This window comes from Variovorax sp. Sphag1AA (assembly GCF_014192575.1).
Classification (GTDB): domain Bacteria; phylum Pseudomonadota; class Gammaproteobacteria; order Burkholderiales; family Burkholderiaceae_C; genus Variovorax.
This window is the reverse complement of the sequence record NZ_JACHYC010000005.1, coordinates 60,233-82,863: the sequence shown is the minus strand read 5'-3', so window position 1 is coordinate 82,863 and position 22,631 is coordinate 60,233. Positions and strand designations below refer to the sequence as shown.

Genomic DNA, 22,631 nt, shown 5'->3' with positions numbered 1-22,631 from the left:
AGGTCCTTTGTCCTATGACCCCTCAGCAAGTTGCGGACCATTTCACGGTCCGGCCGACCAACATGTTTCAGTGCGCGGTGAGCATGCCGCGGTCTTCGATGAAGGCCACGACGTCGGCCAGCCCCGACAGGGTCTTCAGGTTGGTCATGACGAACGGCCGTTGCTTGCGCATGCGCTTCGTGTCGGCCTCCATCACGCCGAGATCCGCACCGACGTGGGGCGCGAGGTCGGTCTTGTTGATCACGAAGAGGTCGCTCTTGGTGATGCCGGGGCCGCCCTTGCGCGGGATCTTCTCGCCGGCCGCGACGTCGATCACGTAGATCGTGAGGTCCGACAGCTCGGGGCTGAAGGTGGCGGCAAGGTTGTCGCCGCCCGACTCCACGAACACTACGTCGGCGTCGGGGAACTGCGCCAGCATGCGGTCGATGGCTTCGAGATTGATGGATGCGTCCTCGCGAATCGCGGTGTGCGGGCAGCCGCCGGTCTCCACGCCCATGATGCGTTCGGCGGGCAAGGCGCCGGCCACGGTCAGCAGCCGCTGGTCTTCCTTGGTGTAGATGTCGTTCGTGATGGCGACGAGGTCGTATTTCTCCCGCATCGCCTTGCAGAGCATCTCCAGCAGCGTTGTCTTGCCCGAGCCGACCGGCCCTCCGATGCCGACGCGCAGCGGCGGCAGCTTCTTGGTGCGATGGGGGATGTGGTGAAGGGCGGAGGACATGGTGTTCAGCTTCTGAAGAGTCGCGAGTATTGGGATTCGTGCCTGGACGAGAGCACTGCCAGCATGGGTGAAAAGGCCTGCCGTTCGTCATCCGACAGTGTGAGCGCATGCCGGACGGCCGTGGGGATTTCCGCTGCCAGCCGCGCCAGCATCCGCTGCCCGGCGCTCTGGCCGAGCGGCACCGCCTTGACCGCCGCGGCCGTCATGTTCTCGGCCCAGCCGAAGGCGAACGCGAGGCAGGCGTCGTGCGCGCTGGCATCGGTTCGGCTCGCGGCAAAGGCGAACGCGACGGGGTAGCTCGCCGGCAGCTTTTCGAAGATGCGAGCGGCGTCTTCGTGATGCAGCTTCAGCCATTCGACGAAGGAGCGGCCCATCTGCTCGGTCTGCAGCAGGAATTCGGACGATTCGCGCGTCTGGAAGACCCAGTCGTTGAGTGCCGCGATGCGTTCAAGGTCGCTCCGGCGCCACGCAGGGACGGCCTGCGCCACGATGGCGAGATCCGCTCGGGCAAGGCTCAGGTGGAGCTGGTCGCAAAGCCAGCCAGCTGCCTGTTGCTCATCGCCGATGCCGGCCCATTCAATGGCTGACTCGAGCCCCTCGGAATACGAGAACCCACCGACGGGAAGGGCCGGCGACGCCAGCCAGATCAGTTGCAGCAGGCTTGCGGCGGGGAGGGCGGCCGGCGCGTCGTCCATCAGTGCGAATGACCGTGGCCGTGGTCGTGACCGTGGTGGTCGTGCCCATGGTCGTGGTCGTGATGCGCATGCGAGCCGGAGTAGGCATCCGGATGCAGCACCGGCCCAACAGGTGCGGTGCCGTGTGAATGACCATGCCCGCCGTGCGCACCATAGGCGCCGCCTTCGGGCTCGAAGGCTTCCTCGGCTTCACGCACGATGAGATGCATCGAACGCAGCATCCCGGCCAGCACATGGTCCGGCTCGATCTTCAGGTGGTCGGGCTTCAGTTCGATCGGCACGTGCCGGTTGCCGAGGTGATAGGCCGCGCGCAGCAGGTCGAACGGCGTGCCATGTTCGGTGCAGTGCGTGATGACGAGCACCGGCTGGGGCGCCGCGATCACGCGGATCAGCGAGCCGTCTTCCGCGACCAGCACGTCGCCGCCGCGCACCGAGGTGCCGCGCGGCAGGAAGACGCCAACCTGGCGACCTTGCGAATCGGTGACGTCGAAGCGGCTCTTCTGGCGCACGTCCCAGTCGAGTTCGACCGTGGCGGCGCGCTTGAGCAGGACGGGCGCGAGGCCGCCGCCCTGGGGCATGAGTTTGTTGGCTGTGAGCATCGGTGCTTGCGACTTGGGAAGATGGACGGCTAATATAACGCTTGTTATAACTTTGAACCCACGGAGCAACGGATGTCCGCTCTCAAACTCACCCAGATCGGTAATTCGGTTGGCGTGATCCTCCCCAAGGAAGTCCTGGCAAGGTTGAATCTTGGCAAGGGGGACACGGTCTACCTCACCGAAGCCAGCAATGGGGGAGTGAATCTCTCGCCATACGACGACGAGTTCGAGCGGCAGATGGAGGCTGCGCGGCGCATCATGAAGAAGCGGCGCAACGTGCTGCGCGAGTTGGCCAAGTGACGGCGGCCAACCAGGCCTGGATCTGGCTCAGCGTACGCACCGTCCGCGCGGCTCATGAAGAGCAATTGGTCGAGCATGGAGGTCCGGGCGGTCTGCGTGACGAGGGACTTCTCGCTTCGGCCATGGCACGTCCCCAACACAGGGCCCTCTACGAGTCGCCTGACGCAGCCACGCTTGCGGCAAGTTATGCGTTTGCCATCGCTCGCAACCATCCGTTCGTTGACGGCAACAAGCGCACGGCCTTCGTCGCGATGGAACTCTTTCTCGACCTCAACGGGTACGAGCTCGACGCGTCCGACGAAGACTGTGTCCTTGCGATGCTCGGGTTGGCGGCCGGCCAACTGAGCGAAGAAGCCCTCGTCGAGTGGATCCGCATCCGCCTCGCAACCCGCAACGCCTGACATTCAGAACAAGAAATACCGCTGCGTCATCGGCAGCGCCGCTGTCGGATCGCAGGTCAGCAACTGCCCATCCGCACGCACTGCGTAGGTCTGCGGATCGATCTCCATCTTCGGCGTGTACGCGTTGTGCACCATGTGCTGCTTGCGAACCGCGCGGATGTTCTTCACCGCACTCAGGTGCTTCGCGAGGCCGTAGCGCTGGCCGATACCGGCCGCAAGCCCGGCTTGCGAGACGAAGGTCAGCGAGCCTTTCGCAATTGACCCGCCATAGGAGCCGAACATCGGCCGGTAGTGCACAGGCTGCGGCGTCGGGATCGATGCGTTCGGATCGCCCATGGCCGCCATTGCGATGGTGCCGCCCTTGAGGATCGCGAAGGGCTTCACGCCGAAAAAGGCCGGCTTCCACACCACGAGGTCGGCCCACTTGCCGACTTCGATGCTGCCTACTTCGTGCGATATGCCGTGCGAGATCGCCGGGTTGATCGTGTACTTGGCCACGTAGCGCTTGGCGCGGAAGTTGTCGTTGCGCTCGGCGTCCTCGGGCAGCTTGCCGCGCTGCGCCTTCATCTTGTGGGCGGTCTGCCAGCAGCGGATGATGACTTCGCCGACGCGGCCCATCGCCTGGCTGTCGGAGCTGAACATGCTGATCGCGCCCATGTCATGCAGGATGTCCTCGGCCGCGATGGTTTCCTTGCGGATGCGGCTCTCGGCGAAGGCGAGGTCCTCGGCGATGCCCGCATCGAGGTGATGGCACACCATGAGCATGTCGACGTGCTCGTCGAGCGTGTTCACGGTATAGGGCATCGTCGGATTGGTGGAAGAGGGCAGGAAGTTCGCCTCTCCAACCACGCGCAGGATGTCCGGTGCATGCCCTCCGCCCGCACCCTCGGTGTGGAAGGCGCAGATTGCACGGCCCTTCACCGCGGCGATCGTGTTCTCGACGAAGCCCGATTCGTTCAATGTGTCGCTGTGGATCGCCACCTGCGTGTCGGTGGCATCGGCCACGTCGAGGCAGTTGCTGATCGCGGCCGGCGTGGTGCCCCAGTCCTCATGCAGCTTGAGGCCGATGACACCTGCGTCGATCTGCTCATGCAGCGAAGCCGGCAGGCTGGCGTTGCCCTTGCCGAGAAAGCCGAGGTTCATCGGAAAGGCATCTGCGGCCTGCAGCATGCGTTCGATGTGCCAAGGACCCGGCGTCGCGGTGGTCGCGAAGGTGCCGGTCGCAGGGCCGGTGCCGCCGCCCAGCATCGTGGTCACGCCCGAAGCCAGCGCCTCCTCGATCTGCTGCGGGCAGATGAAGTGGATGTGGCTGTCGATGCCGCCCGCGGTGACGATGTTGCCCTCGCAGCTGATCACCTCGGTGCCCGCGCCGATCACGATGTCCACGCCGGGCTGCACGTCCGGATTGCCGGCCTTGCCGATCGCGACGATGCGGCCGTCCTTGAGGCCGATGTCGGCCTTCACGATGCCCCAGTGGTCGAGGATGAGCGCGTTGGTCATCACGGTGTCGACCGTGCCCTCGGCGCGCGTGCGCTGGCCTTGCGCCATGCCGTCGCGGATGGTCTTGCCGCCGCCGAACTTGACCTCTTCGCCATAGCCGCCGGCATGCAGGGTGTAGTCCTCCTCGACTTCGATCACGAGGTCGGTGTCGGCGAGCCGCACGCGATCACCCACGGTGGGGCCGAAGATTTCGGCGTACGCACGCCTTCCAATCGTTGCCATCAGAGCTTTCCTTGCACGAGTCCGCGGAATCCGTAGACCACGCGGTCGCCGGCGAAATCGACCAGTTCGACAGTGCGCTGCTGGCCCGGTTCGAAGCGCACCGCGGTGCCCGATGCGATGTTCAGCCGCATGCCGCGCGCGGCTTCGCGGTCGAAGCCCAGTGCGCCGTTGGTTTCTGCGAAGTGATAGTGCGAGCCGACCTGGATCGGCCGATCTGCGGTGTTCTGCACGACCAGCGTGATCGTGCGGCGACCGGGGTTCAGGACGTGGTCGCCCTCGTCGGTGATGAGTTCGCCAGGAATCATCGACGTTGCCTCAGGCGAGACCGCCTAGCAGCGCGACGCCGAAGACCGCCACGGCCGCGCCGGCCAGGCGCGGTGCCCAGCGATGGCCGTGGCGCAGCGCCCAGCCGATGGCGATGCCGGCGACATGCAGCAGCACCGTTGCGGCCAGCATGCCGGCCAAGGTCAGAGCGGCGCCCGATTCGCCAGCGAGTTCCTGTCCATGCGCCACCCCGTGGAACACGGCGAACGCGCCGACGAGCGATGCGGCCGCCAGGGCCGGCAGGCGGCGTTGCGTGGCCACCAGCAGTCCGAGCACCAGCAGCGACGCGGCGATCATCGGCTCCACCGCCGGCAGTTGAACGCCGGCCAACCCGACCAGCGCGCCCACCAGCAGCATCACCGCGAAGCCCAGCGGCGCCCACAGCAGATCGGGCCACGCACGGCGAGCGGTCAACGCGCTCCAGAGGCCCACCGCGACCATCGCGGCCAGGTGATCGGCGCCCGTCAACGGATGAAGAAAGCCGGCCGCGAAGCCGTGATGCATCCCGCCATCGACACCCGTGTGGGCGCTGGCGGCCAGCGGCAGGGCGACGAGCAGGGCGAGAGCGGAGGAGCGATGGAGTGAACGCATGGGATGAAAGTCCTTCGTTGTTGTTCGGGGTGGTTCAGACGATCGGTTGATGCACCGTGACCAGCTTGGTGCCGTCCGGAAAGGTCGCTTCGACCTGGATGTCCGGAATCATCTCGGGCACGCCGTCCATGACATCGGCCCGCGTCAGCACCGCGCGGCCTTCGCTCATGAGCGCGGCCACGCTCTTGCCGTCGCGCGCGCCTTCCATCACGGCAGCGGAAATCAGGGCCACGGCTTCGGGGTAGTTGAGCTTGAGCCCCCGGGCGCGGCGCCGTTCGGCCAGCAGGGCGGCGGTGAAGATGAGCAGCTTGTCTTTTTCTCGCGGTGTCAGTTCCATGGCGGAGATCGGCGGTTGAATGCGCCGGCCATTATGGGCAGGCATGACGCTTTGCAACAGTCGTGCCGTGGCACGACTGTTGCACCGTTTCCCCGTGCACCCGACCGCCGTTCCCCCCGCTCCGAGCGACGACGCGCCGCAGCGCATCGTCAAGGTCCGGCGCGACTACAACAGTTGGGTCGCGCGGGAAACGCTCGAGGACTACGCGCTGCGCTACACGCCGCAGCGCTTCCGCCGCATGCCCGAGTGGCGCGTGGCGAGCACGGCCTTCGGCGGCGCCGCATCCTTCCTGATCCTGGAGGCGGTCGGCGCGACGCTGCTGGTGCAGTACGGCTTCGTCAACGCCTTCTGGGCCATCCTCGTCACCGGGCTCATCATCTTTCTCGCGGGCCTGCCCATCAGCGTCTATGCGGCGCGCTACGGCGTGGACATGGACCTGCTCACCCGTGGCGCCGGCTTCGGCTACATCGGCTCGACGCTCACTTCGCTGATCTACGCCTGCTTCACCTTCATCTTCTTCGCGCTCGAAGCGGCGGTGATGGCGTATGCGCTGGAACTGGCGCTCGGCATTCCGCCGGTGTGGGGCTACCTCGTGTGTGCGCTGGTGGTCATCCCGCTGGTGACGCACGGCATCTCTGCCATCAGCCGCCTCCAGGTGTGGACGCAGCCCATCTGGCTGCTGATGCTGGTGGTGCCCTTCGGCTATGTGCTTGCGCGCGATCCTGGTGCGTTCCTGGGCATTGCGCACTATGTCGGTGTGAAGTCGTCCTCGACCGGGTTCGATTTGCACCTCTTCGGTGCTGCGCTCACGGTGGGCATTGCGCTCATCACCCAGATGGGTGAGCAGGCCGACTACCTGCGCTTCATGCCGGCATGCACGCCGGCGAATCGTGGACGCTGGTGGACAGGCGTCCTCGCGGGCGGGCCGGGTTGGGTGGTGCTCGGCGTGCTGAAGATGCTCGGTGGCGCGTTGCTCGCCTACCTCGCGATCAGCCACATGGTGCCGCCCGAGCGCGCCATCGACCCCAACCAGATGTACCTCGCGGCCTACGAGTACGTCTTTCCCAACTACGGCTGGGCGGTGATCGCGACCGCGGTGTTCGTCGTGATCTCGCAACTCAAGATCAACGTCACCAATGCCTATGCGGGCTCGCTCGCATGGAGCAACTTCTTCTCCCGCGTGACCCACAGCCACCCCGGGCGCGTGGTGTGGGTGGTGTTCAACGCGCTCATCGCCTTCATGCTGATGGAGATGAACGTGTTCGAGGCGCTGGGCGACGTGCTCGGCCTCTACGCCAACATCGCCATCGCCTGGATGATGGCCGTGGTCGCCGACCTGGTGATCAACAAGCCGCTGGGCTTGTCGCCGCCGGGCATCGAGTTCAAGCGCGCGCATCTGTGGGACATCAATCCCGTCGGCGTCGGCGCGATGGCGCTGGCATCGGTGGTGTCTATCACGGCGCACCTCGGTGTGTTCGGGCCGCTCGCGCAGGCCTTCTCTGCGTTGATCGCGCTGGGCACCGCTTTCATCGCCTCGCCCGTCATTGCGTGGGCCACACGCGGCAAGTACTACATCGCGCGCTCCTCCGACAGCGTCGTGCACTGGGCGCGCGTCGAGAACGATGCCGGCAGCTACCAGCGGCTGACCGTACAGCGCTGCGCGATCTGCGAGCGTGAATACGAAGGCCCCGACATGGCGCATTGCCCCGCCTACCAGGGGCCGATCTGCTCGCTGTGCTGCACGCTCGATGCGCGCTGCGGCGACCTCTGCAAGCCGGAGGCAAGCCTTTCATCGCAATGGTCCGGCGTACTGCGCTGGATGCTGCCGCGCCGCGTGTGGCCCTATCTCGATACGGGGCTCGGGCACTTCCTGCTGCTCATGCTGATCCTCGTGCCGCTGCTCGCAGCGGTGTTCGGCGTGCTCTACCAGCAGGAACTGCGCGCATTGGCCGAAAACGCGCTGACCGAGGCCGCGATGCTCGACATGCAGCCCGCCGCGCTGCGCTCCGGCTTCCTCAAGGCATACATGGCGCTGCTGCTGATCGCCGGGATCATCGCGTGGTGGCTGGTGCTTGCACACCAGAGCCGCAAGGTGGCGCAGGAAGAATCCAACCGGCAGACCCATCTGCTGATGCGCGAGATCGAACTGCATCGCGAGACCGATCGCGCGCTGCAGGAAGCCAAGCGCACCGCCGACCAGGCGAATCAGGCCAAGAGCCGCTACATCAGCGCGATCAGCCATGAGCTTCGCACGCCGCTCAACAGCATCCTCGGCTACGCGCAGCTGATGGGCGAAGACGCGGCGGTGCCGCCGCATCGCCGGCAGGCAGTCGCGGTGATCAGGCGCGGCGGCGAACACCTGCTCTCGCTGATCGAGGGCACGCTCGACATCGCGCACATCGAGGCGGGCAAGCTCACGCTCAGCGCGAAGCCGATGCAGTTCGCCGAGGTCATGCGCGAGCTGGCGGACATGTTCGAGCTGCAGGCCCTCGAGAAGGGTCTCGCCTTCCGCTTCGAACTCACCGGCACGTTGCCGGAGGTGGTGCGCGCCGACGAGAAGCGCGTGCGGCAGATCCTCATCAATCTGCTGGGCAACGCCATCAAGTTCACTTCGGCCGGCGAGGTCACGCTGCGGGTGCGCTATGCGCGCGAGTTCGCCGCGATCGAGATCGAGGACACCGGACCCGGCATGTCACCCGAGGAGCTGGGTCGCATCTTCGAGCCCTTTGCGCGTGGATCGACCGCGGCCGGCGCGGCGTCGGGCGCGGGGCTCGGACTCACGATCGCCAAGATGCTGATCGACCTCATGGGCGGCGAGATGACGGTGCAAAGCACGACCGGGGTGGGCTCGGTGTTCCGCGTGCGGCTGTTCCTGCCGCATGTGCACGAGGTGCCCGTGACGAGCGTGCGCCGCCTGCACACGCCGCGCGTACGCCGGGGCTACGAAGGCAAGCGCCGCCGGCTGCTGGTGGTCGACAACGAAGAGGCGGATCGCGACCTGCTGGTGCATGTGCTTGCGCCGCTCGGCTTCGAGCTGCGCACCGCGGCGAGTGGCCATGACGCGCTGGACCTGATCGCAGCCGGCTGGCATCCCGACGCGATGTTCGTCGACCTCGCAATGCCGGGCATCGATGGATGGGAGACCATCCGCCGGTCACGCGCTCTAGGCCTTGACGAAGCTGCCGTGGCGATCGTCTCGGCCAACGCCTTCGACAAGCGGCTCGAGAACGACGTCGGCATCACGCCCGACGATTTCTTCGTGAAGCCCGTGCGGCACAGCGAACTGCTCGATTGGCTCGAGCGCCGCTTGGCCCTGCAGTGGACCGACAACGCGGCGGCGCCGGCGCCGATCGAGCAGCCGCCGCGCATCGTCGTACCCACGCCCGAGCGCCTTCGCGCGCTCGAAGAGGCGGTGAGCCTCGGCTACTTTCGCGGAATCATGAATCAGCTCGATGACATCGATGCGGCCCAGCCCGAGTGCGCGGAATGGACTTCAGCCCAGCGCACGCTTGCCCGCCAGTTCCAGTTCGAAGCCATGACCCGCGCGTTGAATGCGGCGGCGGGTGCGGCATGAGTGCGACGCCGCCCCCCACTCCGCTCGTGCAGTCGCTCCGAGAGGGCGACGGCAACACCGACCTCGTCCTCATCGTCGACGACGTGCCCGACAACCTCGCGGTGCTGCACGATGCGCTCGACGAATCCGGCTACACCGTGCTGGTCGCCACCAGCGGCGAGCAGGCCTTGCAGCGGGCCGCGCAGGCCAAGCCCGACATCGTCCTGCTCGACGCGATGATGCCGGGCATCGACGGCTTCGAAGTCGCGCGCCGGCTCAAGGCCGATGCGGCGACGGCGCACATCCCGATCGTCTTCATGACCGGGCTGACTGAAACCGAGCACCTCGTCGCAGCCCTGGAGGCCGGCGGCGTCGACTACGTCACCAAGCCGATCAAGCCCAAGGAAGTGCTTGCGCGCATGAACGTGCATCTGCAGGGCGCACGCCGTGCGCGGCAGGACGCACGGCAGGCCGGGCAGGCGCGCAACGCGCTCGATGCCTTCGGCTATGCGAGCTTCACGGTGCGGATGCCCGAGGGCAAGCTGATCTGGCAGACCGTGCTCGCGCGCGAGCTGCTGTTGCGCTATTGCGGCACCAGTGCACCGGTGACGCCGCCCGCGGTGATCGAATGGCTGCAACGCCATCTGCCCGATGCGGTGGAGCGCCAGGTCGAGCCGCCGGTGCTGTCGATCGCGCAGGGCGCAGCGAGCCTCAGTTTGCGCCTGCACCAGCAGACCGGCCATGACGACGGCGGCGACGAGTGGCTGATCATCATGCGCGAGGTGTCCGACACCGCGGTGATCGAAGCCATGAGCCTGAGTCTGAAGCTCACGATGCGCGAAGCCGAAGTGCTGTACTGGGTGGTCAAGGGCAAGACCAACAAGGACATCGGCGAGATCCTCGGCAGCAGCCCTGCGACTGCCAAGAAGCACCTGGAGCGCGTCTACGTCAAGCTCGGGGTGGAAACGCGCACCGCTGCAGCCGGCGTGGCGATGAAGCGCATCCGGGAGTTGCAGCCGCAGTTCGAGATCTGAGCCACGGCCGCTGGCGGCGCTGTCGGAACCTGTTGCGATGGATTCACAAGTGCTCCCTAGAATGCGCCCGCATGTTCCCACGGATCCTCGCCGCCTCCCTTTGCACGCTGGCCTCTGCTGCGCAGGCGGGTGGTCACTTCGATGTCGATGACGCCGGCACGCTGGACCCGGGGCGTTGCCAATATGAGGTCTGGGCGGGGCGCTTCGGCGTCGACAAGATCACCGACTACCACCTGGGGCCTGCGTGCCGGGTCGGTCCGGTCGAACTGGGCCTGAACATCGACCGCTACTCAGTCCCCGGCGAGCACGCCTTCTTCGTCGGTCCGCAGGTCAAATGGACCTTCTTCGGCCAGGACCCCGAGGCAAAGCTCGCAGCGGCCGTCTCGGCCAGTCTGACCTACGACGTGACACGCGGCGGTCACACGGGCGGCCAATTCGTGATCCCGGTGAGCTGGCGTGCGCTCGACAGCCTGTGGATTCACGCCAATCTCGGTGCCGACTGGTCGACCGACACCGGCGAGCGCACCGGCCGGGGCGGCCTGCAGGCGGAGTGGGCGCTGAATGACACCATCTCGCTGATCTTCGAGCGCTTCCGGGCGGTCGGCGTGTGGACCTCGCGCGGCGGCCTGCGCTACAGCGTGAACCCGTCCATCAGCATCGACCTCAGCGCCTCGCGCAGTGGCACGCAGGGCATCTGGGGCTACGCGATCGGCCTCAACCACGAGTTCAAGGGCTTCTGAGCGACCGCAGCCCACCCGCGCCGACGACGTGGCATACACCCTGCGTCCGAGCCGAGTGAGCGCATGCATCCCCCGTACGGCGGATGCGCAAGTACCCCTGACGAATGCAGACTCCGCCTCGTCGCATGGAACAGGAGACGAAATGGGCGTTCCCGCAAAGCGCGGCGTGCAGTGGCTGCGCGTCATGGCTGCTTCATCCAACCGTGATGTAGTTCACGCTTATTGCGAGTGAGGACTGACAACGCTATGTCGCGATCCGAAGCATGCTTGCACACTGATTCGCAGTCGAAGAACACCCGCGAAAGGCTCGCTATGCGAATCGTGCGGACCCCGTCGAACAAGGTCGAAGGCCCGATTTCCGACTACCACGTGCTGACTTACGCCGACTCCGGTTTCGGCCCCTTGCCCCACTACACGAAGCGCCGCGTACCTCGTGACCAGGTCGAGGAAATCGTCAGCCGGATCAACCAGCGCGACGAGGCCGCTACCTTCTTCCCGCTCCCCCTGAGTGCCGTGCCGCGCAAGGTGATCTGGGACAAGCTGCATTGGTCGGAGCTTCGCGCGCACCTTGCGGACTTCCTCCAGGTCAACGCACGCGCCTTCGGCGCCCGCCGCATCCTCATCGATCTGCAATCGCCGCACGGGACCGCGCATGTCATGGAGGCGCTACGCGGCGCCGTGGAAGACGTGCCGCCGGTGTGCGTGGACGAGATCGTCGTCGTGACCGCAGCCGAGGCCGACGACGAGCAGCCACCTATTTCGAGGCGCCAGCGCGATGCCAACGTCATCGCGGCCATCGCGAAAGACCACGAAGCGCGCGCCGCCGAAGCCGAGAGCCGCGTGCGGCGGTCACGGTAGCTGGCGCACGTCCCGGGCGCGCGTCAGACCTCCGCGCCCTCCACCAGGAAGCGCACGCGCCGCACGCCCTGCCACTCGTCCGCATCGAGCCGGTACGCGATCACCACGCGCGGCGGCAGCGGCTCCGTGTGGCCGAACCATATGCCGTCCACCGGCTTGCCCTGGTGCCTGAGCTTGAGCGCGAGATGCTTCTCGCCCACCAGCCGTTGCGAGACGACTTCGACTTCCTCGCTGAAAGTCGGTGGCGCGAACCCCTGTCCCCACACCTCGCGGTGGAGCGTATCGACGAGATCCACGCGCAGGTATTCGGGCGCGAGCGGCCCGTCGGTGTCGAGCCTGCGCGTGAGTGTGGCTGCGTCGAGCCATTCCTGCGCCACCTGCGCGAGCGCCTTTTCGAACACCGGGAACTGGTCGCGCGCCACCGTGCAGCCCGCCGCCATCGCATGGCCACCGAAGCGCAGCAGCACGCCGGGATGTCGCTTGGCGACGAGATCGAGTGCATCGCGCAGGTGAAAGCCCGGGATGGAACGGCCCGAGCCCTTCAACTCGTGCTCCTTTCCGTCGGCAGCGCTGGCCGCGAACACGAAGGTCGGCCGATGAAAGCGCTCCTTGATGCGCGAGGCCACGATGCCCACCACGCCTTCATGGAAGTCGGCGCCGAAGACGCTGATCGCCGCCGGCGGCTGCCGGGTGTCGTCGAACATCGATTCGGCCAGCCGCAGGGCCTGGTCTCGCATGCCGCCTTCGATGTCGCGACGCTCGCGGTTGATGCCGTCGAGCATGCGCGCGAGTTCGTCCGCTCGGCCGGCATCGTCGGTCAGCAGGCATTCGATGCCGAGCGTCATGTCGGCCAGGCGGCCGGCGGCATTGATGCGCGGGCCGAGCGCGAAGCCGAAATCGAAGGTGGTCGCGATCGCCACGTTGCGACCCGCCGCCTTGAAGAGCGCCGCGACGCCGGCCGGCATCGCGCCCGCGCGGATGCGGCGCAGGCCCTGCGCCACCAGCCGACGGTTGTTTGCATCGAGCCGGACCACGTCGGCGACTGTGCCGAGCGCCACCAGGGGCAGCAGCGTGTCGAGCTTGGGTTGCTGCGTCTTGTCGAACACGCCGCGATTGCGCAGCTCTGAGCGCAGGGCCAGCAGCACGTAGAACATCACGCCGACGCCGGCGATGCTCTTGCTTTCGAAGTCGCAGCCCGGCTGGTTGGGATTCACCATCACGTCTGCGGCTGGCAGTTCGGTGCCGGGCAGGTGGTGGTCGGTCACCAGCACAGAGAGGCCGCGCGCCTTCGCGGCTGCGACGCCGTCGACGCTCGCGATGCCGTTGTCCACGGTGATGAGCATGTCCGCACCGCTATCCGCCACGCGCTGAGCGATCGGCGGTGTGAGGCCGTAGCCGTCGGTGACGCGGTCCGGTACGAGATAGGTCGCGTGCTTCGCGCCGAGCAGACGCAGGCCGCGGATGGCGACCGCGCAGGCGGTCGCGCCGTCGCAGTCGTAGTCGGCGACCACGCACAGGCGCTTGTCGTCACGGATCGCATCGGCGAGCAGTACGGCCGCCTCGCGCGTACCCCGCAGCGTGTCGGGCGGCAGGAGCAGTGCGAGGCCGTCGTCGAGTTCGGCCCGGCTCAGCACGCCGCGCGCCGCGTAGAGGCGCGCAAGCAGTGGATGAACGCCGGCCTGTTCGAGCGCCCAGGCACTGCGGGGAGGAATGTCCCTGGTAATGATCTTCATGGTCAGAGGCCTCCGAGCACAGCGATGGCGGAGGGCCGGCTGAACATGCTGCGGAGCCGCTGGCCGATGCCGCGCGACTGCACACTGAAGCGCTGCGCACCGCGATCGCCGCAAAGTGTGATCGCCACGTCCGCGCCGTTGGCGCACGCTGTCAGCAGTTGGAAGATCGGGCCGCTGTCGAGCGCTAGCCATGCCGCCGCCCACGCCGCGCCATCGTCTCGCAATGCGGATGACCGCAGCGCATCGATCACCTCCGGTTCCGCTGATGGGAGATCGGTGAAGGATGCCGGCAGGCTGCCAGTGCCGCTCAGCCAGAAGGAGTTGATCGGCGGCACGCCGCGCGCCGCGCGCTCGTCGTTCACGCGCTCGGTGTAGAGGAGCATCTGCATCTCGTTCTGAAGGCGCCGCAGGGGGCGCGCCGCATCGGACAGAGGCGACCACTCCGCAATTGGGAAGCCCACCGCCCGATCGATCGACGCCGTTGCGAGGCCGTCGAAGACCTTGCCGCATGCCAGCCAGCGACCCGGCACCGATGACCCATGCAAGGCGATGCCATCTTCGGCGAAGAAGGGCTGCGCCACAGCCAGCAACGCTGCCGATTCGGCCGCGTCGATCTCGATAGCCGAGGGATCTCCGAGCACCACGTCGTCGATGCCCACCTGCCAGTGGCAGAGCGTCGCCGTGCCCCAGCTCGCGCCGGGGTCCGTAGGCTGCAGGCCGAGCCTGCGTGCTTCGAGCGCAGCCCAGGGAATGCAGCCGTCGGCGGCGGAAATGCCCAACGCCTTGGCGAGTGCGCGCTCCTGCGGCGGCGAGAGGGTGGTGTCTTCCTGCGTATCGCCGCTCGCCAGCGCAAGTCGCGACAGCAGCGCTTCGAGCTTTGGCAGTCGCAACCCGGCCAGAGCTTCGCGGCAGGCGGGCGAGCCGCGGCCGGCAAAGGGAATCAGCAAATGGCGGGGAGAGGACGGCACAGACATGGGCCTATTGTCCGGGATGCCAAAATCGACAGATGATCTGCCCCCACGCTCCTCACTTCGTGTATTCGCTGCCCCCCGCGGGGGCGCAGGCCTCCCTAGGGGCGGCCCGTCGGGAGTCCTGATGCGACTTCCCTACGAACTGCAACTCGGCTGGCGCTATACGCGTGCGGGCCGGGCGACGCGGCGCAACGGCTTCATTTCCTTCATCTCCGGTGTGTCGATGTTCGGCATTGCGCTCGGCGTCGCGGCGCTGATCATCGTGCTCAGTGTCATGAACGGCTTCCAGAAGGAAGTGACCGACCGGATGCTCGGCGTGATCTCGCACATCGAGATCTTCTCGCGCGACGGCCAGGCGCTGGGCGACCTCGACGCAATCATGGCGGAGGCCCGCAAGAACCCGCAGGTGGTCGGCGTCGCGCCTTTCATCGCCGCGCAGGCGCTGATCGCGCGCGGCGAGGACATGAAGGGCGCGATCATCCGCGGCATCGAGCCGAAGCTCGAAGCCCAGGTGACGGATCTTTCGACAACCACGCAGCACGGCGCACTGGACAAGCTGGTGCCGGGCCAGTTCGGCATCGTGCTCGGCATCGAGCTCGCGCGATCGCTGTACGTGCGCGAAGGCGATCAGGTCACGCTGGTGGCGCCAGGTGGGCAGGTCACGCCAGCCGGCGTGGTGCCGCGACTCAAGCAGTTCACCGTGGTCGGCACCTTCGATTCGGGTCACTACGAGTACGACTCGTCGCTCGCGATGATCCACGAGGAGGATGCCGCACGCATCTTCCGCCTCGAAGGGCCGAGCGGCATACGCCTGAAGCTCAAGGACCTGCACCAGGCGCGCGAAGTGGCCGAAGAACTCGCCGCGACGCTGCCGGGCCAGTTCCTCATCCGCGACTGGACGCGGGCGAACAAGACGTGGTTCGCGGCGGTCCAGGTCGAGAAACGCATGATGTTCATCATCCTCACGCTGATCGTCGCGGTGGCGGCGTTCAACCTCGTTTCCACGCTCGTGATGACGGTGACCGACAAGCGCGCCGACATCGCGATCCTGCGCACGCTCGGTTCGAGCCCGAAGAGCATCATGGGCATCTTCGTCGTGCAGGGCGCGATGGTGGGCGTGATGGGCACGCTCGGCGGGTTGCTGCTCGGGCTGGGCATTGCCTACAACATCGACGTGATCGTGCCGGCGCTGGAGCGCTTGTTCCACGCCAGCTTCCTGCCGAAGGACATCTACCTCATCAGCAAGATGCCGAGCGATCCACAGCGCGGCGACATCATTCCGATCACCGTGATCTCGCTCATCCTCGCCTTTGTGGCAACGCTCTATCCAAGCTGGCGCGCGAGCCGCGTCAACCCCGCGGAGGCCCTGCGCTATGAGTGAGGCGAAGAAGAACAACGTGGTGCTGAAGGTCCGTGGGCTGACCAAGCGCTTCAACGAAGGCCGCAGCATCGACCTCACCGTGCTCCATGGCGTGGACCTCGATGTGCATGCGGGCGAGACGGTTGCCATCGTCGGCGCGTCCGGCTCGGGCAAGAGCACGCTGCTGCACCTGATGGGCGGGCTCGATGCGCCCACCAGCGGCAGCGTCGAGCTGCATGGCGAGAACATGGCGCTCGTCGATGCGGCGGAGCAGGGCCGGTTGCGCAACATGCACCTGGGCTTCGTCTACCAGTTCCATCACCTGTTGCCGGAATTCACCGCGCTCGACAACGTCGCGATGCCGCTGAGGATTCGCCGCATGCTGCCTGCCGAGGCGCATCAGGTCGCTACCGAGATGCTCCGCGCCGTCGGACTCGGCGAGCGCGTGCAGCATCGGCCGGCGGAGTTGTCGGGCGGCGAGCGTCAGCGCGTGGCGATCGCGCGTGCGCTGGTCACGCATCCCGATTGCGTGCTGGCCGACGAGCCGACTGGCAACCTGGATCGCGCGACGGCGGATGCGGTGTTCGCGCTGATGCTGCGTCTTGCGCACGAGCGCGGTACGGCGTTCGTGATGGTCACGCACGACGAGAGCCTCGCGGCGCGCTGCGATCGCATCCTGCGGCTCACGGCGGGGCGGCTCGCAAACTGAGCCCCCAATGAGCGGCGGCGGTCAGGCTGCGATCGAGTAGCCGCCGTCGACCGGAATCGCGGTGCCGGTGACGAAGTCCGAAGCGCTGCTGGCGAGGAACACCGCGATCCCCGCCAGATCCTTCGGCTGGCCCCATCGTCCCGCGGCGGTGCGCGCGATCACGCGTTCGTTCAAGCCTGGCACCTGTGCGCGTGCGCCGTCGGTCAGTTCGGTCTGGATCCATCCCGGCAGTACTGCATTCACCTGGATGCCATCGGCGGCCCATGAAGCCGCCATCGCACGCGTGAGTTGCACGATGCCGCCCTTGCTCGCGCCGTAGGCCGGCGCATAGGGCGCGCCGAAGATCGACATCATCGAACCGATGTTGATGATCTTGCCGCCGCCGGCCGCCTTCATCAGCGGATGCGCGGCCCGACAGCAGAGGAAGGCGCTGGTGAGGTTGGTGTCCATCACCTGGTTCCACTCGGCCAGCGCGAGTTGGTCCACCGGCTTTCGCACCGTGGTGCCCGCGTTGTTGACGAGGATGTCGAGTCGCCCGCAGCGCGACGCGAGTTGCTCGAAGAGCGCCTTCACCGAATCCTCGTTCGTCACGTCGGCTTCGAGCGCGAAGCTGTCGCTGCCCAGCGCCTTGAGCGCTTCGACTGCGGCGGCCGATTTCTGCGCATTGCGCGCCGCAATCAACACGCGTGCGCCAGCACTCGCCAGCCCCTGCGCCATGCCAAGCCCGATACCGCCGTTGCCGCCCGTGACGAGTGCGACCTTGCCTTTCAGATCAAACATCGATCGAGATTTCCTTCTGCTGCGTTACTTCCTGCCCTTCTTCGCAGCCTTGGCCGGGGCGCTCCGAACGGCGCTCTTGGCGCCCGCGCTGCCTTGCTTCTTGAAGATCGCGTAGTACTCGTCGATCAGCCTGCGAATGGACTTGCCGATGTTGGCATAGTCGTACTCGTTGAGGTTTGCGAGCGATACCCGGCCGGACGCATGCTGCGTGCCGAAGCCCTTGCCCGGCAGCAGCACCACGCCCGTGTCCTGCGCCAGCCGGAAGAGCGCCTCGTTCGGCCTGAACTGCTTGAGCGCCCACTTGGCAAATTCCGCGCCGTACATCTGCGTGATGATGTCGTCCATGTCGAGCAGGTGGTAGTAGCGCACGGAGTTCGGGTCGAACACCATCGGGATGCCCAGCTCCTTATAGAGCGCCTGCTTGCGGCGCAGCACGATGCGCTTCATCGCAGCCTTGTAGGCCTGCGGCTCGTCCATCAGCGAGAACAGCGAGAACATCACCATCTGCGCCTGCACTGGCGTCGACAGGCCCGCTGTGTGGTTCAGCGCGACCGTGCGGCTGTCGGCCACCAACCGGTCGATGAACTTCAGGCCACGCGGGTCCGTGGTGATGGAGCTGTAGCGCTCGTCGAGTTCCTTGCGCTTGGCTTCGGGCAGTGCGGCGATCTTGCGGTCGAGCACGTTGTCGTCATGCGTGGCAACAACGCCCATGCGCCAGCCGGTCGCGCCGAAGTACTTCGAGAACGAATACACCAGGATCGTGTTGTGCGGGCACATCGCGAAGAGCGATGTGAAATCGTCCGCGAAGGTGCCGTACACGTCGTCGGTCAGCAGGATCAGGTCCGGCCGCTTCTTCACGATCTCCACGATGTTGTCGAGCACTTCCTGGCTCATCCGCACCGACGGCGGGTTGCTCGGGTTGCAGAGGAAGAAGGCTTTCACCTTCGGGTCGAGCAGCTTCTGCAGCTCCTTCTTCGTGTACTGCCAGTTGGTCTCCGGGCCGCACTCGACGTTCATCTCGACCAGCTTGTAGTCGTTGAGATGCGGGATCTCGATGTACGGCGTGAAGATCGGCATGCCCAGCGCGATGGTGTCGCCGGCTGAGATGAGATGGTTCTCGCGCATGCTGTTGAAGAGGTACGTCATCGCGGCGGTGCCGCCTTCGACCGCATACATGTCGAACTTGCCCACGAAGGGGTGCGTTCCGATCATCTCGCGGTGGATGTAGTGCCCCACGATGATTTCCGATAACCGCAGCATACGGTCCGGCACGGGGTAGTTGCAGCCGAGGATCGCCTCGCACATCTCGTAGATGAAATCGCCGGCCGAGAGACCGAGCTGGTCGCGCACATACGAGACGGCGGCATCGATGAAGCGCACGCCGGGAACATGGCGGTTCTGGTTCACGTAGATCTCGAAGCGCGCCTCGATGCCTTCGCGTTTCGGGAAGCCGCCCACGTCATCCATGTACACGTAAGAGCGCTCGGCTTCGGTCATCGCGAACAGGCCGAACTGGAAGAAGCCGTGCCGCGGCGTGGTCGCGAGGAAGTTCGGATTGCCTCGCCCGGCATTCAGCATGAGCCGGTCCCCCTGCGACGCGACTTTGATCAATGCGTCCTTGAGTTCGAAGGGGCTCAGGCTACCCAGTTTTTCAACGTCGCTGAAGTCCATGGCTTGCTCCTTGGTTCGGTGTGCGAGAAAAAAGTGTTGGATGCGCGTGCTCAGGCGAGGGCCACGATCAGTGGTCCCAGCAGGGTGAGCAGCACATTCGCCAGCGCGTAGGTGATCGCGAACGGCACGGTCGGGATCGAGTTCTCGGCCTTGTCGAGCACTTCACCGAAGGCCGGGTTGGCACTGCGCGAGCCCGAGAGCGCGCCGGCGAAGATGGCCACGTTCTCGTAGCGCAGGAGGTAGCGGCCGATCAGCATCGTGATGATCATCGGCACGATGGTCACGATCACGCCGACGATGAAGATCGTGAGACCCTGCGCCTTGATCGTCTGCACGGCCTGCAGGCCGGACGACAGGCCCACCACCGCCACGAAGCCTGCGAGGCCGAGGTCCTTGAGCAGTTGCCCCGCCGCCGACGGCAGCGCGCCGAAGGTCTGCCGCTTGGCGCGATACCAGCCGAAGATCAGACCCGAGAGCAGTGCCCCGCCGCCGCTGCCGAGCGTGAGCGGAATGTCGCCCAGCTTGACGCTCACCAGGCCGATCAGCAGGCCCACGACAAGGCCGGCACCGAGGTAGACGAAGTCGGTCTTGGTGGTCTGCACGATCGCTTCGCCGATGCGGGCCGACACGCGTTTCAGGTCCTGCTCCGCGCCGAAGATCGTCACCATGTCGCCGAGCTGCACCGCAGTGCCGTCTTCCAGCGGGAGCGTCTTGCCGCCGCGGCTGATGCTCACGAGGAACACGCCGTGTCGAGTCGCGGTCGTGGTGGCATCGCGGATCTGGCCGATCGTCTTTTGCGCAAGTTCCTTGTTGGTCAGCACGATTTCGCGACGCTGCATGGTGAGCTCCATGCCTTCGACGTCGAAAAGTTCCTTGCCGAGCATCGATGTGGCATTCACCACTGCGTCGCGCTGGCCGACCACCAGGACGATGTCGTCCTTCTGCAGCTCGAGCTCGGGCCCGACCTCGATGAACCTGCCGCCGCGCTTGACGCGTTCGATGGTGATGTCCGTATTCGGCGTCGCGTACTCGATGGCTTCCACGGTGCGCTTCGGATCGGCGGTGAGCTGGTAGATGCGTCCCACCAGTGCAGGTGCCGCGGCCGACTGATCGGGGCCGAGGGCGGCCTTGCCGGCCTGCATCGCGGTCTCGGCGGCGATCGCGTCGTCGCGGATCGAGCGGCCCATGAACTTCGGCAGGATGTTGACGCACACGATGATCGCGCCGAAGGAGCCGAACACGTAGGTCACCGCGTAGCCGATCGCCACGTTGGCTTGCAGTCGCTGCGTTTCGTCGGCCGCAAGCCCGAGCTTGGCGATCGCATCGCCCGCGGTGCCGATGATCGCCGACTGGGTGAGGCCGCCCGCCGCGACGCCGGCCGCGAGCCCCTTGTCGAGCGAGAACATCTTCGCCATCACGATCACCGTCAGCAGGCCCGTGGCCGCCATCACGACGGCGAGAATGATTTCCTTGATCGATTGTTTGCCGAGCGAGCTGAAGAACTGCGGCCCGCTCTCGAAGCCCACCGCATAGATGAAGAGCGCGAAAAGCACCGCCTTCACGCCCGCATCGACTTCCACGCCGACCTGGCTGACGATCACCGCGACCAGCAGCGAGCCGGCCACGCCGCCGAGCTGGAACTTGCCGAACTTGAACTTGCCGATCCAGTAGCCGACGGCAAGCGAGAGGAAGAGCGCCATCTCTGGCGATCGCTTGAAGATGTCGTGAAGCCATTCCATGGTCGAGGTCCCTTTCGGTGTGCGTGCTCAGCCCGCCTGCATCGCGCTGACGATGCCCACGATCAGTGGGCCCATCAGCGGCAGGATGACGTTCGAGATCGCGTAGGTGATCGTGTAGCCCAGCAGCGGCGTGGTGTTGCCGGCGACGTTCTGGATCGCGCTCAGCGCGGGCGTGCTGCATTGCTGGCCCGCAATCGCGCCGAGCAGCACCGGCGTTTCGAGCTTCAGCAGGCGGCGCCCGACGAACAGCGAAATGCAGGCTGGCACCACGGCGATCGCAATGCCCAGCAGCGGCAGCGCGATGCCGAACTTGCGAATCAGCGTGAGCGCCTGCGGCCCCGAGGCCAGCCCGACGCAGGCAATGAAGGTCGCGAGGCCGATGTCCTTCATCAGCGAGAGCGCGCCTTCGGGAATGCTCAGGCGGTGCGGATTGCGCGCCTGGAACCAGCCGAACACCAGGCCGGTGAGCAGCGCGCCGCCGCCGGTGCCCAGTGAGAACGGAATGCCGCCGATCTTCACGCTGAAGCCGCCGATGAACACGCCGAGCAGGATTCCCGCGGCCATGTAGCTCATGTTGCTCTTTGTCGAATGCACCACGCGCAGGCCGAAGAGCGGCACCGCCTTCGGCATGTCGGCGGCGGGGCCGTAGAGCTTCAGCACGTCGCGCTTCTTCAGCTTGAGCGTCGGAAGAAGCGGCATGGTGTGTCCGTCGCGGATCACGCCGACCACGTGCAGGTTTTGCGGCAGCCGAGGAAGGTCCTTGATCGCGCCGATGCGGTCGGCCTTGAGGTCGCGCAGCTCGCGGTCGAACCACTCGGGCTGCGTCAGCATGACTTCGACGGTTTCGATCACGGCGTCGAAGTCCGCCGTGTCGGCGCGTTCCGGCCCGATCAGGCCCGCGACGCCGACCATCGCGGCGCGCAGCCCGACGACAAGCACGCGGTCACCGGCTTCCAGGCGCAGCGTCGAGGTGACCTCCATCAACCGGCCGCCGCGTTGCACGCGCTCGATGCCGACCTCTCGCTTGAACGGGTCCATCAGCTCGCCGACCGTGCGGCCCTGGCCGGTGGTGACGTCGAAGACGCGGCCCACCATTTCGGGCACAGCCATGGTCGCGCTGCCGTCTTCCTCGTTGCCGCCCATCGAACGCCAGAGCTTGTCGGCTTCCTCGCGCAGATTGATGCGCAGCAGCAAAGGGAAGACCTGGCTCGTGATGACCACGATCGCGATCAGGCCGAACACATAGGTGATCGAATACGCCGTGACGACGTTGGCCTGGAGCTGACGTATCTGGTCAGGCGGCAACGCCAGCTTGGAGATCGCATCGGTGGCCGTGCCGACTACGGCGGACTCGGTGGCGGCGCCGGCCATCAGGCCCGCGGCGGTGCCTTGGTCGAACCCGAAGGCGCGAGTCGCACTCACCACCAGCGCAATGACCGCCACGACTTCGATCAGGCACAAAAGGCCCATGCGCAGGCCCTTGGCGTCGAGGTTGGCAAAGAACTGAGGGCCGCCCGCGTAGCCGAGCGCGAAGATGAAGAGCATGAAGAACACGTTCTTCACGCCGTTGTCGAGCGTGATGCCGAGCTGCCCCACGAGCAGCGCGATGATGAGCGTGCCGCAGACGCCACCGAGCTGGATGGGGCCGAAGCGGATCTGGCCAAAGGCATACCCGAGCGCCAGCACCAGGAACAGCGCTATTTCCGGGTGTGATTTCAGTATGTCCACGAGCTCGCTGGTCACAGGGCCCTTCCTCCTCGCGCCGCGTCGTTGCGGTCATGGCTCCCCTGCCTCGG

21 protein-coding genes are annotated in these 22,631 nt (G+C 66.3%); 8 read left to right on the top strand and 13 right to left on the bottom strand.

From position 1 onward, the window contains the following. Positions 1-67: 67 nt before the first annotated feature. The 3 genes from ureG to ureE are packed head-to-tail and all read right to left on the bottom strand — an operon-like array spanning position 68 to position 2,012. Positions 68-718, bottom strand: a complete 651-nt coding sequence (gene ureG, locus FHW64_RS19815) for an urease accessory protein UreG (RefSeq protein WP_184529386.1) — start codon at positions 716-718, stop codon at positions 68-70. 5 nt (positions 719-723) lie between these two features. Next, positions 724-1,413, bottom strand: a complete 690-nt coding sequence (locus tag FHW64_RS19810) for an urease accessory protein UreF (RefSeq protein WP_184529384.1) — start codon at positions 1,411-1,413, stop codon at positions 724-726. Next, complete coding sequence (gene ureE / locus FHW64_RS19805) at positions 1,413-2,012, bottom strand: urease accessory protein UreE (RefSeq protein WP_184529382.1); 600 nt, start codon at positions 2,010-2,012, stop codon at positions 1,413-1,415. The genes FHW64_RS19810 and ureE overlap by 1 nt, the downstream gene beginning before the upstream one ends. 72 nt (positions 2,013-2,084) lie before the next feature. Between ureE and FHW64_RS19800 the strand changes: the two genes are divergently transcribed. Then, positions 2,085-2,312 carry an AbrB/MazE/SpoVT family DNA-binding domain-containing protein gene (locus FHW64_RS19800; protein ID WP_184529380.1) on the top strand — a complete coding sequence of 76 codons (228 nt, stop codon included), beginning with the start codon at positions 2,085-2,087 and terminating at the stop codon, positions 2,310-2,312. Further along, positions 2,309-2,713 carry a type II toxin-antitoxin system death-on-curing family toxin gene (locus tag FHW64_RS19795; protein ID WP_184529378.1) on the top strand — a complete coding sequence of 135 codons (405 nt, stop codon included), beginning with the start codon at positions 2,309-2,311 and terminating at the stop codon, positions 2,711-2,713. Before FHW64_RS19800 ends, FHW64_RS19795 begins: the two co-directional genes overlap by 4 nt. 3 nt (positions 2,714-2,716) lie before the next feature. Here FHW64_RS19795 and ureC read toward each other — a convergent pair whose 3' ends face one another. The 4 genes from ureC to FHW64_RS19775 are packed head-to-tail and all read right to left on the bottom strand — an operon-like array spanning position 2,717 to position 5,687. Further along, the gene (gene ureC / locus FHW64_RS19790; protein ID WP_184529376.1) at positions 2,717-4,435 is read right to left on the bottom strand and encodes an urease subunit alpha; all 1,719 of its coding nucleotides are present in this window, start codon (positions 4,433-4,435) and stop codon (positions 2,717-2,719) included. Further along, positions 4,435-4,740 carry an urease subunit beta gene (locus FHW64_RS19785; RefSeq protein ID WP_088958853.1) on the bottom strand — a complete coding sequence of 102 codons (306 nt, stop codon included), beginning with the start codon at positions 4,738-4,740 and terminating at the stop codon, positions 4,435-4,437. Before FHW64_RS19785 ends, ureC begins: the two co-directional genes overlap by 1 nt. Positions 4,741-4,750: 10 nt before the next feature. Continuing rightward, positions 4,751-5,350, bottom strand: a complete 600-nt coding sequence (locus FHW64_RS19780; protein WP_184529374.1) for a HupE/UreJ family protein — start codon at positions 5,348-5,350, stop codon at positions 4,751-4,753. Between the two features lie 34 nt (positions 5,351-5,384). Beyond that, positions 5,385-5,687 (bottom strand): urease subunit gamma, encoded by a 303-nt coding sequence (locus FHW64_RS19775; protein WP_184530417.1) that lies wholly within the window; start codon positions 5,685-5,687, stop codon positions 5,385-5,387. Between the two features lie 79 nt (positions 5,688-5,766). Between FHW64_RS19775 and FHW64_RS19770 the strand changes: the two genes are divergently transcribed. The 4 genes from FHW64_RS19770 (at position 5,767) to FHW64_RS19755 (ending at position 11,872) form a co-directional block, all read left to right on the top strand. Continuing rightward, positions 5,767-9,261: an ATP-binding protein gene (locus FHW64_RS19770; RefSeq protein ID WP_260306272.1), complete on the top strand. Its 3,495-nt coding sequence runs from the start codon at positions 5,767-5,769 to the stop codon at positions 9,259-9,261. Continuing rightward, positions 9,258-10,274 carry a response regulator transcription factor gene (locus FHW64_RS19765; RefSeq protein WP_184529370.1) on the top strand — a complete coding sequence of 339 codons (1,017 nt, stop codon included), beginning with the start codon at positions 9,258-9,260 and terminating at the stop codon, positions 10,272-10,274. The genes FHW64_RS19770 and FHW64_RS19765 overlap by 4 nt, the downstream gene beginning before the upstream one ends. Positions 10,275-10,345: 71 nt before the next feature. After that, on the top strand, positions 10,346-11,014 hold the full coding sequence (locus FHW64_RS19760) for a hypothetical protein (protein WP_184529368.1): 669 nt from the start codon (positions 10,346-10,348) through the stop codon (positions 11,012-11,014). Between the two features lie 321 nt (positions 11,015-11,335). Then, positions 11,336-11,872, top strand: a complete 537-nt coding sequence (locus FHW64_RS19755) for a hypothetical protein (protein ID WP_221220712.1) — start codon at positions 11,336-11,338, stop codon at positions 11,870-11,872. Positions 11,873-11,895: 23 nt separating this feature from the next. Here the strand turns inward: FHW64_RS19755 and recJ are convergent, their stop codons facing one another. Beyond that, the gene (recJ, locus tag FHW64_RS19750; RefSeq protein WP_184529364.1) at positions 11,896-13,605 is read right to left on the bottom strand and encodes a single-stranded-DNA-specific exonuclease RecJ; all 1,710 of its coding nucleotides are present in this window, start codon (positions 13,603-13,605) and stop codon (positions 11,896-11,898) included. Positions 13,606-13,607: 2 nt separating this feature from the next. After that, positions 13,608-14,579 (bottom strand): hypothetical protein, encoded by a 972-nt coding sequence (locus tag FHW64_RS19745; protein ID WP_184529362.1) that lies wholly within the window; start codon positions 14,577-14,579, stop codon positions 13,608-13,610. Positions 14,580-14,700: 121 nt separating this feature from the next. On the opposite strand from FHW64_RS19745, the gene FHW64_RS19740 reads away from it, so the two are divergent. Then, on the top strand, positions 14,701-15,957 hold the full coding sequence (locus FHW64_RS19740; protein ID WP_184529360.1) for a lipoprotein-releasing ABC transporter permease subunit: 1,257 nt from the start codon (positions 14,701-14,703) through the stop codon (positions 15,955-15,957). Then, positions 15,950-16,645 (top strand): lipoprotein-releasing ABC transporter ATP-binding protein LolD, encoded by a 696-nt coding sequence (gene lolD / locus FHW64_RS19735; RefSeq protein ID WP_184529358.1) that lies wholly within the window; start codon positions 15,950-15,952, stop codon positions 16,643-16,645. The genes FHW64_RS19740 and lolD overlap by 8 nt, the downstream gene beginning before the upstream one ends. A 21-nt stretch (positions 16,646-16,666) precedes the next feature. On the opposite strand, the gene FHW64_RS19730 is transcribed toward lolD, so the two are convergent. The 4 genes from FHW64_RS19730 to aspT (FHW64_RS19715) are packed head-to-tail and all read right to left on the bottom strand — an operon-like array spanning position 16,667 to position 22,578. Beyond that, complete coding sequence (locus tag FHW64_RS19730; protein ID WP_184529356.1) at positions 16,667-17,425, bottom strand: SDR family NAD(P)-dependent oxidoreductase; 759 nt, start codon at positions 17,423-17,425, stop codon at positions 16,667-16,669. A gap of 24 nt (positions 17,426-17,449) precedes the next feature. Then, the gene (locus tag FHW64_RS19725; protein WP_184529354.1) at positions 17,450-19,096 is read right to left on the bottom strand and encodes a bifunctional aspartate transaminase/aspartate 4-decarboxylase; all 1,647 of its coding nucleotides are present in this window, start codon (positions 19,094-19,096) and stop codon (positions 17,450-17,452) included. 50 nt (positions 19,097-19,146) lie between these two features. Beyond that, positions 19,147-20,835, bottom strand: a complete 1,689-nt coding sequence (gene aspT, locus FHW64_RS19720) for an aspartate-alanine antiporter (RefSeq protein ID WP_184529352.1) — start codon at positions 20,833-20,835, stop codon at positions 19,147-19,149. Positions 20,836-20,862: 27 nt separating this feature from the next. Continuing rightward, entirely contained in the window at positions 20,863-22,578 is a 1,716-nt protein-coding gene (gene aspT / locus FHW64_RS19715; RefSeq protein WP_184529349.1) for an aspartate-alanine antiporter, read from the bottom strand. Positions 22,579-22,631 lie beyond the last annotated feature (53 nt).